The 14,826-nt window shown below is 58.0% G+C and carries 13 protein-coding genes; 8 read left to right on the top strand and 5 right to left on the bottom strand.

Annotated features, from left to right (window positions below; translation table 11 throughout):
- Positions 1-20: 20 nt before the first annotated feature.
- Genes KHU29_RS10235 through yjgA form a run of 3 tightly spaced genes read right to left on the bottom strand, consistent with a single transcriptional unit; the run spans position 21 to position 2,340 of the window.
- On the bottom strand, positions 21-1,055 hold the full coding sequence (locus KHU29_RS10235; protein WP_211452710.1) for a TRAP transporter substrate-binding protein: 1,035 nt from the start codon (positions 1,053-1,055) through the stop codon (positions 21-23).
- A 48-nt stretch (positions 1,056-1,103) separates the two neighbouring features.
- Positions 1,104-1,721, bottom strand: coding sequence for a molybdopterin adenylyltransferase (mog, locus tag KHU29_RS10230; RefSeq protein ID WP_211452803.1), 618 nt, complete (start codon positions 1,719-1,721; stop codon positions 1,104-1,106).
- A gap of 4 nt (positions 1,722-1,725) precedes the next feature.
- The gene (gene yjgA / locus KHU29_RS10225; RefSeq protein ID WP_211452709.1) at positions 1,726-2,340 is read right to left on the bottom strand and encodes a ribosome biogenesis factor YjgA; all 615 of its coding nucleotides are present in this window, start codon (positions 2,338-2,340) and stop codon (positions 1,726-1,728) included.
- A 76-nt stretch (positions 2,341-2,416) separates the two neighbouring features.
- Here yjgA and pmbA point away from each other — a divergent pair, with 76 nt between their 5' ends.
- The 7 genes from pmbA to tal all read left to right on the top strand — a co-directional run bounded on the left by pmbA (position 2,417) and on the right by tal (position 11,590).
- On the top strand, positions 2,417-3,781 hold the full coding sequence (gene pmbA / locus KHU29_RS10220) for a metalloprotease PmbA (protein WP_211452708.1): 1,365 nt from the start codon (positions 2,417-2,419) through the stop codon (positions 3,779-3,781).
- 547 nt (positions 3,782-4,328) lie between these two features.
- On the top strand, positions 4,329-5,897 hold the full coding sequence (locus KHU29_RS10215) for a sugar ABC transporter ATP-binding protein (RefSeq protein ID WP_211452707.1): 1,569 nt from the start codon (positions 4,329-4,331) through the stop codon (positions 5,895-5,897).
- Between the two features lie 34 nt (positions 5,898-5,931).
- Complete coding sequence (locus tag KHU29_RS10210) at positions 5,932-6,921, top strand: ABC transporter permease subunit (RefSeq protein WP_246541812.1); 990 nt, start codon at positions 5,932-5,934, stop codon at positions 6,919-6,921.
- Between the two features lie 100 nt (positions 6,922-7,021).
- On the top strand, positions 7,022-7,960 hold the full coding sequence (locus KHU29_RS10205; RefSeq protein WP_211452705.1) for an ABC transporter substrate-binding protein: 939 nt from the start codon (positions 7,022-7,024) through the stop codon (positions 7,958-7,960).
- Between the two features lie 92 nt (positions 7,961-8,052).
- Complete coding sequence (locus KHU29_RS10200; RefSeq protein ID WP_246541832.1) at positions 8,053-9,042, top strand: LacI family DNA-binding transcriptional regulator; 990 nt, start codon at positions 8,053-8,055, stop codon at positions 9,040-9,042.
- Between the two features lie 59 nt (positions 9,043-9,101).
- Positions 9,102-10,574, top strand: coding sequence for a xylulokinase (gene xylB, locus KHU29_RS10195; protein WP_425514467.1), 1,473 nt, complete (start codon positions 9,102-9,104; stop codon positions 10,572-10,574).
- A 44-nt stretch (positions 10,575-10,618) separates the two neighbouring features.
- Complete coding sequence (tal, locus tag KHU29_RS10190; protein WP_211452702.1) at positions 10,619-11,590, top strand: transaldolase; 972 nt, start codon at positions 10,619-10,621, stop codon at positions 11,588-11,590.
- On the opposite strand, the gene KHU29_RS10185 is transcribed toward tal, so the two are convergent.
- Both KHU29_RS10185 and KHU29_RS10180 read right to left on the bottom strand, forming a co-directional pair.
- Positions 11,587-12,906: a hypothetical protein gene (locus KHU29_RS10185; RefSeq protein WP_211452701.1), complete on the bottom strand. Its 1,320-nt coding sequence runs from the start codon at positions 12,904-12,906 to the stop codon at positions 11,587-11,589. The genes tal and KHU29_RS10185 overlap by 4 nt on opposite strands.
- Positions 12,903-13,856 carry an ABC transporter ATP-binding protein gene (locus KHU29_RS10180; RefSeq protein WP_211452700.1) on the bottom strand — a complete coding sequence of 318 codons (954 nt, stop codon included), beginning with the start codon at positions 13,854-13,856 and terminating at the stop codon, positions 12,903-12,905. Before KHU29_RS10180 ends, KHU29_RS10185 begins: the two co-directional genes overlap by 4 nt.
- A 252-nt stretch (positions 13,857-14,108) precedes the next feature.
- Here KHU29_RS10180 and KHU29_RS10175 point away from each other — a divergent pair, with 252 nt between their 5' ends.
- Entirely contained in the window at positions 14,109-14,663 is a 555-nt protein-coding gene (locus KHU29_RS10175; protein ID WP_211452699.1) for a hypothetical protein, read from the top strand.
- Positions 14,664-14,826: the final 163 nt, after the last annotated feature.

Here is a 14,826-nt window from a genome sequence, read left to right as displayed (position 1 = left end):
AATCGATGCCGGTTGCCGGCTTATTTTGATGCTTGTGATGTTTGCTGCGCCCCCGTAAGGCAGAGTCCGACGATATCGGTGGCGTTGGCCTTTTGCTGCCAGGCCGAAACCTGGCTTCTTGCGGCGCTGCGCAGACTGTCTCGTATCTCTTGCGCAGGCGCCAGATTCAACGTCATTTTATGCTCGCGCATGCGTGCGTAATTGCTGGCATTGCGATCCTTGACGTTGCTCCAGGAGCTGGCTGCGGTACGTTTGGCGGCTTCAGTCAGTATCGCCTGCAGTTCCGGTTTTAGCCGCTGCCAGACATCCTGGTTGATGACGGTGTAACTCAGCGGAATTGAGTAGCTGACAGCGCTGAAATTACCCAGTTGCTCCCACAGGCGGTTGCCGGCGCCGCCATCGCCTGATGACAGTACGGCGTTCAACTCGCCGGCAGCCAGTTTGGGTGGAACCGCCGAAAACGGCAAATTCACGCTTTGCGCACCGGCCTGTTCAAATACAGCGCGGCTATTTTCGTCGTAGGTGCGAATCCGCAGCGCTTTCAACGCCGCCAGATCGGTTAGTGGCGTCGCCGACCAGATGCCGGACGGCGGCCATGGCGTAACGTACAGCAGATGCGCGTTGAGTTTGCTGAGATGCTGCTCAACCGCAGGCTGTGAGCAACTGGCGAGCGCCTTGGCATCGTCAAAATTATTTACCGTGAACGGCAATGAAGATAACAGGAAGAAAGGATCGCTGGCGCCGATGATGCCGGCAAACAGCGTGGCAATTTCAACCTTGCCGTCGCTCACCGCACTGACCTGGGCGTTACCCTTGAACGGGTTCAGCGCTTCCTGCTCGGTACTGATGACGAGTGTCTCGCCCGCCAGCAATTTGACGTTGGCGGCAAACTGCAAGTCGGCGGCGGCAGTGATCGAGGTCGCCGGATACTCGTTGATCAGGCGCAGGGTTTGGGTTTGCGCCAGCAAGGGGAGGGGCGAACTCAACGCCAGCGTCGCCAGCGGCAGGAGCAAGGCTCGGGCAATGCAGAGTTTGGAGGCGACCGCTGGCAACATGGATGCTGTTCGCAAAAAAGTTGGGTAAGGAGGGTTTGCCTGCGCCGGCTACGCTGGTTTGACCGCCGATTTCGGCCGAAACGCCTTGCAGATAGCGTCGTTGGTCTCAATATACGGACCACCGATCAAATCGATACAGTAAGGCACCGCAGCAAAAATACCGGACACCTTCTGCTTGCCGTCGGCATCTTTCAAACCTTCCAGGGTTTCTTTGATGGCTTTCGGCTGACCTGGCAAATTCAGGATCAGCGCCGCGTGATCAGCACTTTCGCGTATCACCGCGACTTGCCGCGACAGGATCGCCGTAGGAACGAATTGCAGGCTGATTTGCCGCATCTGTTCGCCAAAACCCGGCATTTCCTTGGTGGCGACCGCCAGCGTGGCTTCCGGCGTCACGTCGCGCCGGGCAGGGCCGGTGCCGCCGGTGGTCAGCACCAGATCGCATTGATGTTGGTCTGCCAACTCAATCAAGGTTTGCTCGATCAGCGCGCGTTCGTCGGCAATCAGGCGGGTCTCGACTTCCCACGGACTGGTGAGCGCCGTCGCCAGCCAGTCTTGCAGGGCAGGGATACCTTGATCCTGATAAACGCCGGTGCTGGCGCGGTCCGAAATCGAGACCAGGCCGATCTTCAAGCTTTGCTTCGATGCAGGATTAGTCGCGCCCATCGTATTAATTGTGCTGGTCTTCGTCGCCATCGCCGTCGTCATTGTGCTCGCTATCGTCCTCGCCATCCTGACCAGCAGACGGCTTTTGCAATTGTTTCAGCAACTGGAAAATTTCGCGATAAGCCTTAGGCGGCTTGTTCTCGGCTTGTTCCTTGCGGCCGTTGCGGATCAGGGTGCGGATGTGCTGCACGTCCAGTTCCGGATGCTGCGCCAGCAGTTCTGTCAGCGCGTTATCGTCCTTCAGCAAGCGGTCGCGGTGGCGTTCCAGCGCGTGCATGGCGGCGGTATCGGCTTTCGACAAGCCTCTCCAGCTATCCAGGGTTTTCTGGATTTCGGCGATTTCGTGCGGCTCCAGCGTACGCATCTTCTTGCCTACGTATTGGGTCTGGCGTCGGCGTCCTTCGTGATCCTTGATTTGCTGGCATTCGAGGATGGCGTCGCGCACATCCTCCGGCATCGGCACCCGCTTGACGCGGTCGCGCGATTCGGCAATCAGCTCTTCGCCGAGCTTCTGCAATGCAGTCATCTCGCGCTTGAGCTGGGACTTGGAGGGACGATCGTATTCTTGTTCGAACTCACTGGACTGAAAGCCGCAGGAGCCACGATTGGGATTTGGCATGATGTTAAGGGTACTTCCATACTGTAAACGACTGCTATGATAACCGTTTTATACCCTTTTCGAAGAAAACCGACCCATGAGCGACTCCGTATTCATACATAGCCAAGAGCAATTGCAACAACTTGCGCAGGACGTTTTGCGCTATGCACGGGAAAAAGGCGCTTCCGGCGCCGCCGTTGAAATCAGCGAAGGCAGCGGTTTGTCGGTGGGCGTGCGCAAGGGCAGCGTCGAAACCATCGAGCAAAACAAGGACAAGGGCATGGGCGTCACCGTCTATATCGGCGAGGAAGGCCATACCCGGCGCGGCAATGCCAGCACCTCCGATTTTTCGGCAAAAGCGCTGCAAGACACGGTCGAAGCCGCCTACAACATCGCCCGCTTTACCGCCGAGGACGATTGCGCCGGCTTGCCGGATGTTGATACTTTGGAAATGAATCCGCTGGACTTGAAGCTTTGCTCGCCGTGGCTGATCTCGGCCGAAGAGGCGGTAGAACTGGCAAAACGTTGCGAAGCGGCAGCATTTGCCGTCGATAAACGTATTACCAATAGCGAAGGCGCCGGCGTCTACGCCCAGCAATCGCACTTTGTCAGCGCCAATTCGCGTGGTTTCATGGGTGGCTATCCATTTTCGCGGCACACCATCTCGGTGGCGCCTATCGCCGGCAAGGGCAGCAAGATGCAGCGCGACGACTGGTATTCGTCGATGCGCGATCCGAAGCAGCTGGCCAGGCCGGAAGCGATCGGTCGTTACGCTGCGGAGCGCGCATTGGCGCGGCTGAACGCACGCCAGCTGGATACCCGCAAGTGTCCGGTGTTGTTCGAGGCGCCGCTGGCGGCAGGTTTGCTGGGGGCTTTCGTGCAAGCGGTGTCGGGCGGCGCGCTGTATCGCAAGTCGACCTTCTTGCTGGATTCGCTGGGCAAGTCGGTATTTGCGCCGCATATCCAGATTGTGGAAGATCCGCACGTGATCGGCGCGGTGGGTTCGGCGCCGTTCGATGAAGAGGGCGTCAAGACGCAGCGCCGCGATGTGGTCAAGGATGGCGTAGTGCAGGGTTATTTCCTGTCGACCTATTCGGCGCGCAAGCTGGGCATGAAAACTACCGGCAATTCCGGCGGCTCGCATAATCTGAGCATCACTTCTTCGCTCACCAAATCCTCGGATGATTTCAAGGCGATGCTGAAAAAGCTCGATACCGGCTTGCTGGTGACCGAGCTGATGGGGCAGGGCGTCAATTACGTCACCGGCGATTATTCGCGCGGCGCCTCCGGTTACTGGGTTGAAAAGGGGGTGATCCAATATCCGGTCGAGGAAATCACGATTGCCGGCAACATGCAAGACATGTTGGCGCAAATCGTTGCGATCGGCGCCGATACGCTGATTCGCGGCACCAAGCAAACCGGTTCGGTGCTGATTGAAAGCATGACCGTGGCCGGGAACTGACCGGGAGCGTCCCGATACTCTGCGCCAAGCGGTTTTAGCTGTATCCGGAGCAGTATCCGACACCTCCTTCGTGGAGGTGTTTTTTTGTCTTCATCATTTGTATTGTGTAAATATCAAAAAAAGCAAGCGCTTGCGCAAGCGCTTGCTTTCATCTAATATTGATCGCAAATCAGGTCGTTGAAGCTAGTTCGGCAGTTGTCGGCAGTTGCGCTACCTAGGTAAAAACAAATAAGCAAGGAGACAAATGAACATCCCGCATTCCACAGAGGCGCTACGGCCTCCTCCCGCACCCCGCTCAATGTTTGTATTGAATGCTCACCCTCAATCGCATGTTGATTGGTCGCAGCGACTCCCTGTGGGCTCTCCATGTCGTCCCCGCGAACGCGGGGATCTATTTTATGTGCAACATGGATTCTCCACCTTGGTGCCCGCGTTCGCGGGAATGACGACGATGTTAAAGCGATTTACGGATTCCTACTTACAAACTGTTTTACCGATGCGATCGTTTTATAAAAAACGAATGATCAGTCAAATTTAGGGGTTATTCATGAAACCTGAATCAGGCGCAACACCGATTCTCGAGATGCGTGGCATTTCCAAAACCTTCAGCGGCTTGAAGGTGTTGAAAGAGGTCGGCCTGACCGTATTTGCCGGCGAAGTCCATGCCTTGATGGGCGAGAACGGCGCCGGCAAGTCGACGTTGATGAAAGTCTTGTCAGGTGCCCACCAGGCCGATGCCGGCGGCGAGATCCGCATCGATGGCCAGCGCGTGGCCAGCTACGGTCCGCGTGCCGCCAAGGAACACGGCGTCGCGGTCATTTATCAGGAACTGAGCCTGTGCCCCAACCTGAGCGTGGCGGAGAACATCTACCTCGGCCGGGAACTGCGCGGGCGCAGCTGGACCGTCGACCGCAAGGCGATGGAGGCGGGTTGTGTCGATGTATTACACCGCCTAGGCGCCGATTTCAAGCCGCAGACCAAAGTCAGCACCTTATCGATCGCCGAGCGCCAACTGGTGGAAATTGCGCGCGCGATCCATGCCCACGCCAGGATCCTGGTGATGGACGAGCCGACTACGCCATTGTCTTCGCGTGAGACTGATCGTTTGTTCGCATTGATCAGGCAGCTGCGCCAGGAGGGTTTGGCCATTGTCTACATCAGCCATCGGATGGCTGAAATCTATGAGCTGTCGGACCGGGTTTCGGTACTGCGTGACGGCAAGCACGTCGGCATGCTGGCGCGCGAGGATTTGTCGGCGGATGCGCTGGTGAAAATGATGGTGGGGCGCGATCTGTCCGGCTTCTACAAGAAGGAACATGCGCCTTACGATCCTGGCAATGTCGTCATGCGGGTGCGCGAGATGGCCGATGGCGGTCGGGTTAGGGGCTGCAGTTTCGATCTGCATGCGGGCGAAGTGCTGGGCATTGCCGGGTTGGTTGGCGCCGGCCGTACCGAACTGGCGCGCCTGATTTTTGGCGCCGATCCACGGATTTCCGGCACGCTTGAAGTGGCCGGCAAGGCGGTAACCTCACTGCGTGGCCCGGTCGATGCAATCCGCGCCGGCGTGGTGTACCTGACCGAGGATCGCAAATCGCAGGGGCTGTTCCTGGACATGAGCGTACGCGACAACATCAATGTCTGCGCCTGCGTGCCTGACGCCAGTTATGGCGGTGTGCTGGATCGCCGGCGCGGCGCGCAACGTGCCAGCGAGGCCATCAAGTCGCTGGCGATCCGGGTTGCCTCACCGAATATCAACGTCGGTGCGCTGTCGGGCGGCAATCAACAGAAAGTATTGCTGGCGCGCCTGCTGGAAATCAAGCCGCATGTGCTGATCCTGGATGAGCCGACGCGCGGCGTCGACATCGGTGCCAAGTCGGAGATCTACCGGATCATCAATGAACTCGCGCAAGCCGGTATCGGCGTGGTGGTGATTTCCAGCGAGTTGCCGGAAATCGTCGGTACCTCGGATCGCGTACTGGTGATGCGTGAAGGCGAGTTGGTGGCGGAGCTGGGCGGCCATTCGGGGCGTGAAATCAGCCAGGAAAACATCATTGAACTGGCGACCGGGGCCCAACAGGTTGAGCCGCAGGCAGCCAGAATACCTGCAGCACATTGACATCATGAATCAGAATGGCAAGGAGACAAAAATCATGGAATTAGCGAGTAATAGCGGCGCCGCCATTGCAGTCGGCAAGCGCGAACAATTGCGCAATCTGTTACGTACGGTCGGCATGCTGCCGGTGCTGTTGTTGCTGGTCCTGGGTTTTGCCCTGATGAGCGAGAATTTCTTCACGGTGCAGAATCTGTCGATCATCACCCAGCAAGCCTCGGTGAATATCGTTCTCGCCGCCGGCATGACCTTTGTGATCCTGACTGCCGGTATCGATCTGTCGGTCGGCGCGATCCTGGCGGCGTCGGCAGTGGTGGCCATGCTGGCTTCGCTCTCGCCGCAATTCGGCATGCTGGGGATTGTCGCCGGTATCGGTTTCGGCTTGCTGCTCGGACTGACCAACGGCGTGCTGATTGCCTTCATGCGTTTGCCGCCGTTCATCGTCACGCTCGGCGCCTTGACTGCAATGCGCGGCCTTGCGCGTTTGCTGGCAGATGACAAAACCGTCTTCAATCCTGAGTTGCCGTTTGCATTTATCGGGAACGACTCGGTACTCGGTGTGCCGTGGCTGGTCATCATCGCTTTGCTGGTGGTGGCGGTTTCCTGGTTCATCCTGCGCCGTACCGTGATCGGCGTGCAGATCTATGCGGTCGGCGGCAACCACGAGGCGGCGCGCCTGTCCGGCATCAAGGTGTGGAAGGTGTTGCTGTTCGTGTATGCGGTGTCCGGCTTGCTGGCCGGCCTGGGCGCGGTGATGACGGCGTCACGCCTGTCTGCCGCCAATGGCCTGCAACTGGGGCAATCCTATGAACTGGATGCGATCGCGGCGGTGATTTTGGGCGGCACCAGTTTTACCGGCGGTGTCGGCTCCATCGGCGGCACTTTGATCGGTGCGCTGATTATCGCCGTGCTGACCAACGGCCTGGTGCTGTTGGGCGTGTCCGATATCTGGCAATACATCATCAAGGGCATCGTGATTATCGGGGCGGTGGCGCTTGACCGCTATCGGCAATCGGGTGCGCGTACTTAAGGCATCCACGAAAGTTTTGAAATTAACAGACCACCGGGTGCGACAAGCTGGTCGTTGTGCCGGGATTTTCATATGACCAGTAACAGGAGATAAGTGCATCATGAAAAAAATCGCTCTCGCGGCATTACTGCCACTCACTTTGGCTCTGACCCTGCCGGCTCCGGCGCAGGCACGTGAACTGAAATCGGTTGGCATCACCGTCGGTTCGCTCGGTAATCCTTATTTTGTGACGCTGGCCAACGGCGCCAAGGCAAAAGCTTTGCAAATCAATCCCAATGCCAAGGTTACCGCGGTCTCGGCCGACTATGATCTGAGCAAGCAGTTTACGCAGATCGATAATTTCATTTCAGCCGGGGTTGACCTGATTCTGCTGAACGCCACCGATCCGGTCGCCATCGAACCGGCCATCAAGAAAGCCCAGAAGGCTGGGATTGTGGTGGTGGCGGTGGATGTCGGCGCCAAAGGCGTTGACGCCACGATCCAGACCGACAACGAAATGGCTGGCCGACTGGCCTGCAAATACCTGGTCGACAAACTGGGCGGCAAGGGCAACGTGATCATCCAGAACGGGCCGCAAGTCACTGCCGTGATCGATAGAGTAAAAGGGTGCAAGACCGTGTTCGCAGCAGCGCCAGGCATCAAGGTGTTGTCGGATGATCAAGATGGCAAGGGTTCGCGTGAAGGCGGGCTGAATGCCATGCAAGGCTATCTGACACGCTTCCCGAAAATCGACGGCCTGTTCACTATCAACGATCCGCAAGCGATCGGCAGCGATCTCGCCGCCAGGCAGCTGAAGCGCAAGGGCATCGTCATCACTTCGGTCGATGGCGCACCGGATATCGAAGCGGCGCTGAAGTCGGAAACCTCGATCCAGGCTTCCTCCAGCCAGGATCCTTGGGCCCAGGCGCAGGATGCGGTTGCTATCGGCTATGACATCCTGAACGGCAAACGCCCGGTCAAGCCTGTCGTGCTGCTGACACCGATGCTGATTACCCATGATAATGTCGCTAGTTATAAAGGATGGTCCAGTCAGCGGTAATGTTGACGAGGCGGCTGTCGAAGCGGGGTGATAACCTGGATATTCGCAGCCGCCGGTTTAAAGCATAAAAAAGGGGACGAAAATTGGCTACGATGGATGATGTCGCAAGAATCGCGAAGGTATCGACTTCGACGGTCTCGCATGTCTTGAACGGTACACGTAAAGTGCGGCCGGCTACTGTACGCGCGGTGGAGGCGGCAATCCAGGAGCTCGGCTACATACCCAATACATTGGCGCGCTCGCTGGCGCGCTCGACATCGAACACCATCGGCGTGGCGATTTCCGCGCTCTCCAATCACTATTTCAGCGAAACCGTGCACGCCATCGAAACCGAATGCGCCAGGCACGGCATCATGATGCTGTATGTCGATACCCGCGACGATCCCGAGCAAGAGCTGCGCGCGGTCAAGGCGCTGCATCATCGGCGGGTTGACGGCATCCTGCTGGCGCCGTCCGCCGATCCGCAGCATCTGGCGCTGGAGTACCTGCGTGCTAACGAAATCCCGGCGGTGCTGGTCGACCGGCTGGTGACGCAGGGATTCGATCAGGTCGGCGTGGAAAACAAGAAGTCGTCGCAGGAACTGGTCAGCCACTTGATCCAGCATGGACACAAGCGCATCGCACTGATTTCCGGCAGCGTCGGCCTGCCTACTACCGATGAGCGGATTGAAGGGTATCGGGCCGCACTGGATGCTGCCGGCCTGCCGTTCGATCCGGCGCTGCAGGTCAGCGGCGAATCCAGTAGCGAACCGGCGCGGCAGGCAACCCGCCAGCTGCTGGCGCTGGCAGAGCCGCCGACCGCTATCATGACCGCCAATAACCTGATGACCATCGGCGCCATGCATGCTTTGCGCGACGCCAAGATTGATGTGCCGGAGCAGATCGCGCTGGTCGGTTTCGACGATTTCGACTGGGCCGATTTCTTTATTCCGCGCCTGACAGTGATGGCGCAGCCGGTCAAGGAATTGGGAACGCGGGCGGTCAAGCTGTTGATGAAGCGGATTGAAACGCCTGAAGGGAAAAAGCAAACGGTGCGGTTAGCGCCGACGCTGCGCGTCCGTAACTCCTGCGGCTGTCTTTGATGCCTTCCTGATTTGAATCAGCGTTATAAATTTAGATATGGATATTTATGAGTAGTCCCATCTCACTCGGGATAGATCTTGGCACCTCGGAACTGAAAGCGATATTGCTGGATGAGAGCGGCGCGGTGCTAACGCATGCCGGAGTCCGATTGAGCATTTCGCGGCCGCAAGCCGGCTGGTCCGAGCAAAACCCGGAAGACTGGTGGCAGGCCTGCCTGACGGCCTTGCATCAGTTAAGGCAGCAGCAACCGGATGCGTATGCCAGAGTCCGTTGCATCGGCTTGTCGGGGCAGATGCATGGGGCCGTATTGCTGGATCAAAGCGACCAGGTGTTGCGTCCGGCGATTCTCTGGGACGATTCGCGTGCCATGGCACAGGCGCAATTGCTGGGCCATGAACATCCCGGGTTTGCCGATATCACCGGCAGCCTGCCGATGGCGGGCCTGACTGCGCCCAAGCTGCTATGGCTGCGTGAGCATGAACCGCAAATATTCAAGCAGATTTCCTGCGTGTTGTCGCCCAAAGATTATTTGCGCCTGCGCTTGACCGGCGAGCGCATCAGCGATGTCTCGGATGCCGCCGGTACGCTCTGGCTGGATGTGCGCAAGCGCGAATGGTTTGAACCGATGCTGCAAGCCACCGGGCTTGAGTTGAAGCAGATGCCGCGATTGGTGGAGGGCTCGGCGGCGTCGGCTGACTTGAGCGCCGCTGCAGCATCGTTATTGGCATTGCAGCAGCCGGTGGTGGTGGCGGGCGGTGGCGGTGACAATCCGGTATCGGCAGTCGGCATCGGTGCGATTGACGCAGGCCAGGCGTTTGTCACGCTTGGCACCAGCGCCGCGATTGTCGCCATTACCGATCGGGTCGCCGGCAATCCGTCCAGCGCGGTGCATAGTTTCTGCCACGCGCTGCCGCAGCGCTGGTACACCATGGGCGCGATGCTGGCCGGCGCCAGCTGCCTGCGCTGGGTTACCCGGTTGCTGGGGTTGGCTAATGAACATGCCTTGCTGCAGATGGTGCAGGAACACTTGCCGGTTGAGCAACCGGTTCCGGCCGCGACACCCTTGTTCTTACCTTACCTTGCCGGCGAACGCACACCGCACAACGATCCGTTGCTGCGCGGCGGATTCATGAATCTGGCGCATGACACGACACCGGCGATGCTCGGCTACGCGGTGCTGGAAGGGGTTGGTTTCGGCTTGCTCGATGCGATGCATGCGGTGCAGTCGGCGGGCGCAGTGGTAGGCCAGTGTTCATTGGTCGGCGGTGGAGCGCGCAGCAACTATTGGGCGCAACTGCTGTCGAACGTCCTCGACCGTGAGATTTGCACCTTGTCGGGCAGCGAACTCAGCGCCTGCATCGGCGCCGCCAAGCTCGGTTTCCTGGCGTATGGAAGCGGCCGCGATTTGCCGGGCCAGGGCATGCCGGTAAAGGAGCGCTTCGTTCCCGCAGTCGCGCAGCAGGAGATGTTGCAAGCGCGTTACCAGAAGTTCCGCGGATTGTTCGCGGCGGCGCAAGCCTTGCATGACTAAATTCTGGCAAGTTATTTAATCTGTTTTCTACAAGGACATGAACCATGAATCAGCTGGACCAGCTCAAGCAATACACGACAGTAGTGGCCGATACCGGAAATTTCAAACAGCTGGCGCAATTCAAACCGCGCGACGCTACCACTAATCCGTCGCTGATCCTGAAAGCAGTCCAGCAAGCCGATTACGCGCCGTTGCTGGCGGAGACAGTCGCGGCCCATGCCGGCAGCGCGCCGGACCAGATCGTCGATCAGGTGCTGGTGCGGTTTGGCCTGGAAATTCTGCAAGTGGTGCCGGGCCGGGTGTCTACCGAAGTCGATGCGCGACTCAGTTTCGACACGGCTGCCACGGTCGCCCGGGCGCGCCGCATCATGGCTTTATATGAAGCTGCCGGTATCGGCCGCGAGCGGGTGCTGATCAAGATCGCCTCGACCTGGGAAGGGATTCAGGCCGCAGCCATCCTGGAGCGCGAAGGCATCCGTTGCAACCTGACTTTGCTGTTTGCATTCTGCCAGGCGGTTGCTTGCGGTGCTGCCAAGGTACGCTTGATCTCACCCTTCGTCGGCCGCATCTACGACTGGTACAAGAAATCCGCCGGCAGCGCCTGGGATGAGTCCGCCAACACGCTCTCGAACGATCCTGGCGTCAAGTCGGTGGCGCAGATCTACAGTTATTACAAACGCTTCGGAATTGAAACGGAAGTAATGGGCGCCAGTTTCCGTAACGTCGGTCAGATTGCTGCGCTTGCAGGTTGCGATCTGCTTACCATCAGTCCGGATTTGCTGGCGCAGTTGCAAGCCAGCGATGCTGCATTGCCGCGTGCATTGGATAAGAACGCTGCCGCCGGCGCCGACTTGCAAGCCGTTAGTTACGACGAAGCGAGTTTCCGCTATGCGCTCAATGAAGACGCAATGGCTACTGAAAAACTGGCCGAAGGGATACGTGGTTTTGCCGCCGATGCGATCAAGCTCGATAAGATCATCGAGGGGTTGCTGGCATCGGCGCGTGTTTTAGCTTAAGCCGCCTGCGGCAGCGAGTCATCTTTCAAGGCTTGCTGGCGCCAACGCCAGCCTAGCAGCGCTAAAGCCAGCAGAGCGTGCAGCGCTGCTATGCCAAGCATGACCCAGCCATTGCCGATATGCAGCGGCATGAAGAATATGGACAGGGATTTCAATCCCATCATCTTGCTCAGGAACGGCAGCAAACCATTGATGAGCGCCAGATACAAGATGGTGGTGGCGCCGACTCGCTTGCTCTTGCCGGAAAAGGCGAAGAACAGGTAGACGCAGCAGTCGCGTAACAGCATAAGAGCCAGCGTCAAGGCCAGGAACGACAGACTGGCGATGGTTGCCGGTAGCTTGAATGGCAGGTCTTCGCCATTACTGAACTGCAGCAGCAGCGCAAAACAAAAACTCAAAACTAGTGTTGTGGGCCAGATTGGTAAATTGCGGAACAGGCCATGCCAATTGCCAGCCTTTGCCCTGGCTGTGACACGCTGCCAGAGTGCGATGTCGTTTTCTTCCGAGAATAGCGCAGCATAGGTCATGGCCATTGCGAACAGCAGGGCTATCCACAACAGTCCGGCGCCGTCGGTAAAACCGGCAACATAGGCTGCCAGCAGGCAGCAAGCCAGTGGCCAGGCCCAGGGGATGGTGGTGATTTGCAATGCGCTGCTCATGCTGCGCCATGCCGCAAATACAGCGAAGGCGGCAAAGAACACCGTGCTGGCCAGCAGAAATACACTATACGCAAACGGCTGCCCCCACCAGAGAACGGAAGCGTCGATCCCGGAACGCAAGCGTGGTGCAAACAGGAAAACCATCAGCACCACAGCCCAGGCAATACCGCCGCGCTGCACGGCGCGGATGTCGCTGCGCATCAAATGCAGGTTCAGGGCAATCGTCGCCGCATGCATCAGTATGCCTAGGGCTACCAGCGTCAAGCCGCTGGTAAATGTCATGGCATCCTCTCGCGTCAGTGCGGCGATCACGAATGCCAGCAGACAAAGAAGGCCGCCATACCAGTTGAAAGCAGTGGCGCCGAACAGCTTGCCCCAGGTCATGGTCCAGGGATTGAGCGCGCTCATGCGTTGCTGGTCCCAGGTTTTGTCGCGGATTTCATCGATCACGGCGCTGCTGGCGCTGCGGGTTCCCCATAGGCAGACGATCCCGCCGAACAAGATCAACGCTATGCTGTCCAGCGGCAGGCCGTCAGGAAAATTATTACTGGCGATGCTGAGCGTGAAAAAAATCAATCCCAGGATGGCCGGCATGGCGATCAGGCGATGTAAGGAGAATTGCAGCCACAGGTTACGTTTGAATTCAGGATTGATCATGATGCGCTCCTGGCGATTTGACCGTTATTTTCATAGCTGGCGACTGAGCGCAGATACGATTGTTGCAGGTTTTCCTTTTGATCTGCAAAGCTGGCAACCGCCAGTCCGCCAGCAATCAGGCGCGCAAGCAATGCCGCCTGGGCGTGCTCGTCACCGCTGAAGACGAAATCGGCGCTACGTTCGTCACTGGCGGTTATCTGCACGGACGGCTCGGTAGCCAGTTGCGCGCGCAAGCCGGGATTGGCTTGAGCCAGAGTGATCCGCAGCGATTTGTGTCGAGCGAGTTCGGTGCTGTCGTGCGCCAGCGCGCGATATTCCAGCACTTTGCCATCGCGTAAAGCTAGCATATGGGTCGAATATTCATCCAGTTCTGCCAGGATATGCGACGACACCAGCAGCGTCATGCCCTGCGCTTGCAACTGTCGAAACAGTCCGGCCAGGCTGGCGCGCGCTTCCGGATCGAGGCCGGACGCCGGTTCGTCCAGCAGCAGGATTTTCGGACTGTGGATGATGGCCTGGCCGATGGCGACGCGCTGGCGCAAGCCGCGCGACAGCTTGTCGCAGGTCTGTTGCAGGCGTTCTGTAAGTCCCAGTTGCTGCGCGGTAGTCTGGATCGCCTGCGGGACCGCCGATGCCGGCAAACCTTGGGCGGCGGCCGCATATTCAAAGCATTGCGCCACTGTCAGCGCTTGATACAAGCCATAGAAATCGGACAGGTAACCCATGATTCGATGTACTTCACGCGGCTGTTCCAGCACATCCATGCCAGCCACGTCGATCGAACCTGAGAGCGGTGTTTCCAGGCCCGCAATGCAGCGCATCAGCGTGGTTTTGCCGGCGCCGTTAGAGCCGACCAGCGCAGTCACGCTACCAGCTTCGACCTGCAGGCTGACCTGATGCAAAGCGCGGTGACCGGGGTAGTCGAAGGTAAGGCCGGAGATTTTTATCATGTGATTGAATCGATCCATTATTCAGTCATTAAACAGTCAATAAGCAGTCAATAAGCAGTCAATAAGGTGACGTAGGGAGCATGACAGCAATGCAAGCTGCTAATAATAAAGCAATGTGCGGAAAGAATACGCGACAAATTGCGCCCCGCAACATCGTGTATCAAACCGTGGCCAGCTGTTACCAAATGATTCACCTGTCTCGCTGGCGCGGCAACTCCGGTTAAATAGCTGATTTATCTACTGGAGATTGTCATGCACACCAAGCAGCTGTTGTCCGCTTTGAAGCTGGGTTCGCCCGCAGCCCTTTTCAGCGTGGGGCTGGCATCCTCGGCGCTGGCAGCACCAGTGATGGATTTTCATGCTGAGGATGTATTGTCGGTGGCCGGCGGGGTGAAGGACGAGTTGCATCTGAACGCGAATCAACAGACTTTATGGCGCCAGCTGGAAACCAAGACGCGCACCATCCTCAGCGACAGGGAAAAGCGGCAACACGATCTGCAAGCCAATATGAGTAATGGTCTCAAGGATCCGGCAATCGATTTGCGGCAGTTGTCGGCGGCGATTGATAACGAATCCGGATTGGCTGCGCAGGAAGGGCGCCAGTTGCGCGAACTGTGGCTGACCATGAATGACGCGCTTGACGATCAGCAACGGCAGGCGGTTCGTTTGTTTCTGGCAGATCGCCTGGTGCGCGTAGATAAGGTATCTTGCGAGCCCAGCTCAACGGTTGGCAAGGACAAACCATCCGGCAAGGGACATGGTAAAGGCATGGGCGGCATGGGTGGGGCAAACGGCAGCGGCATGTAATTGCACGCCACGTTTTTTTATTGGAAATTTTCTTGTCAGGAATGATTTAACAAGAATTTGCAAATTCATCACTTTTCTATCGAACTGAACCGAAGTTTTCTCTTCTAAATGTCTGCAGCTGTTTTGGCTGATGTCTACCGATGCCTCCCTGGCCGGTGCTTAC

Origin of the sequence: Collimonas antrihumi (assembly GCF_018304965.1) — a bacterium.
GTDB classification, from domain to species: domain Bacteria; phylum Pseudomonadota; class Gammaproteobacteria; order Burkholderiales; family Burkholderiaceae_D; genus Collimonas; species Collimonas antrihumi.
Note: the sequence above shows the minus strand (reverse complement) of the source record. Positions and strands in the feature narration are given on the sequence as shown.

Bases quoted from the DNA above. Each gene is read 5' to 3' on its own strand.
- KHU29_RS10200 (WP_246541832.1), top strand. From the start codon at position 8,053: ATGGATGATGTCGCAAGAATCGCGAAGGTATCGACTTCGACGGTCTCG.
- pmbA (WP_211452708.1), top strand. From the start codon at position 2,417: ATGAGCGACTCCGTATTCATACATAGCCAAGAGCAATTGCAACAACTT.
- KHU29_RS10175 (WP_211452699.1), top strand. From the start codon at position 14,109: ATGCACACCAAGCAGCTGTTGTCCGCTTTGAAGCTGGGTTCGCCCGCA.
- KHU29_RS10205 (WP_211452705.1), top strand. From the start codon at position 7,022: ATGAAAAAAATCGCTCTCGCGGCATTACTGCCACTCACTTTGGCTCTG.
- tal (WP_211452702.1), top strand. From the start codon at position 10,619: ATGAATCAGCTGGACCAGCTCAAGCAATACACGACAGTAGTGGCCGAT.
- mog (WP_211452803.1), bottom strand. From the start codon at position 1,721: ATGGGCGCGACTAATCCTGCATCGAAGCAAAGCTTGAAGATCGGCCTG.
- yjgA (WP_211452709.1), bottom strand. From the start codon at position 2,340: ATGCCAAATCCCAATCGTGGCTCCTGCGGCTTTCAGTCCAGTGAGTTC.
- KHU29_RS10180 (WP_211452700.1), bottom strand. From the start codon at position 13,856: ATGATAAAAATCTCCGGCCTTACCTTCGACTACCCCGGTCACCGCGCT.
- KHU29_RS10235 (WP_211452710.1), bottom strand. From the start codon at position 1,055: ATGTTGCCAGCGGTCGCCTCCAAACTCTGCATTGCCCGAGCCTTGCTC.
- KHU29_RS10215 (WP_211452707.1), top strand. From the start codon at position 4,329: ATGAAACCTGAATCAGGCGCAACACCGATTCTCGAGATGCGTGGCATT.
- KHU29_RS10210 (WP_246541812.1), top strand. From the start codon at position 5,932: ATGGAATTAGCGAGTAATAGCGGCGCCGCCATTGCAGTCGGCAAGCGC.
- KHU29_RS10185 (WP_211452701.1), bottom strand. From the start codon at position 12,906: ATGATCAATCCTGAATTCAAACGTAACCTGTGGCTGCAATTCTCCTTA.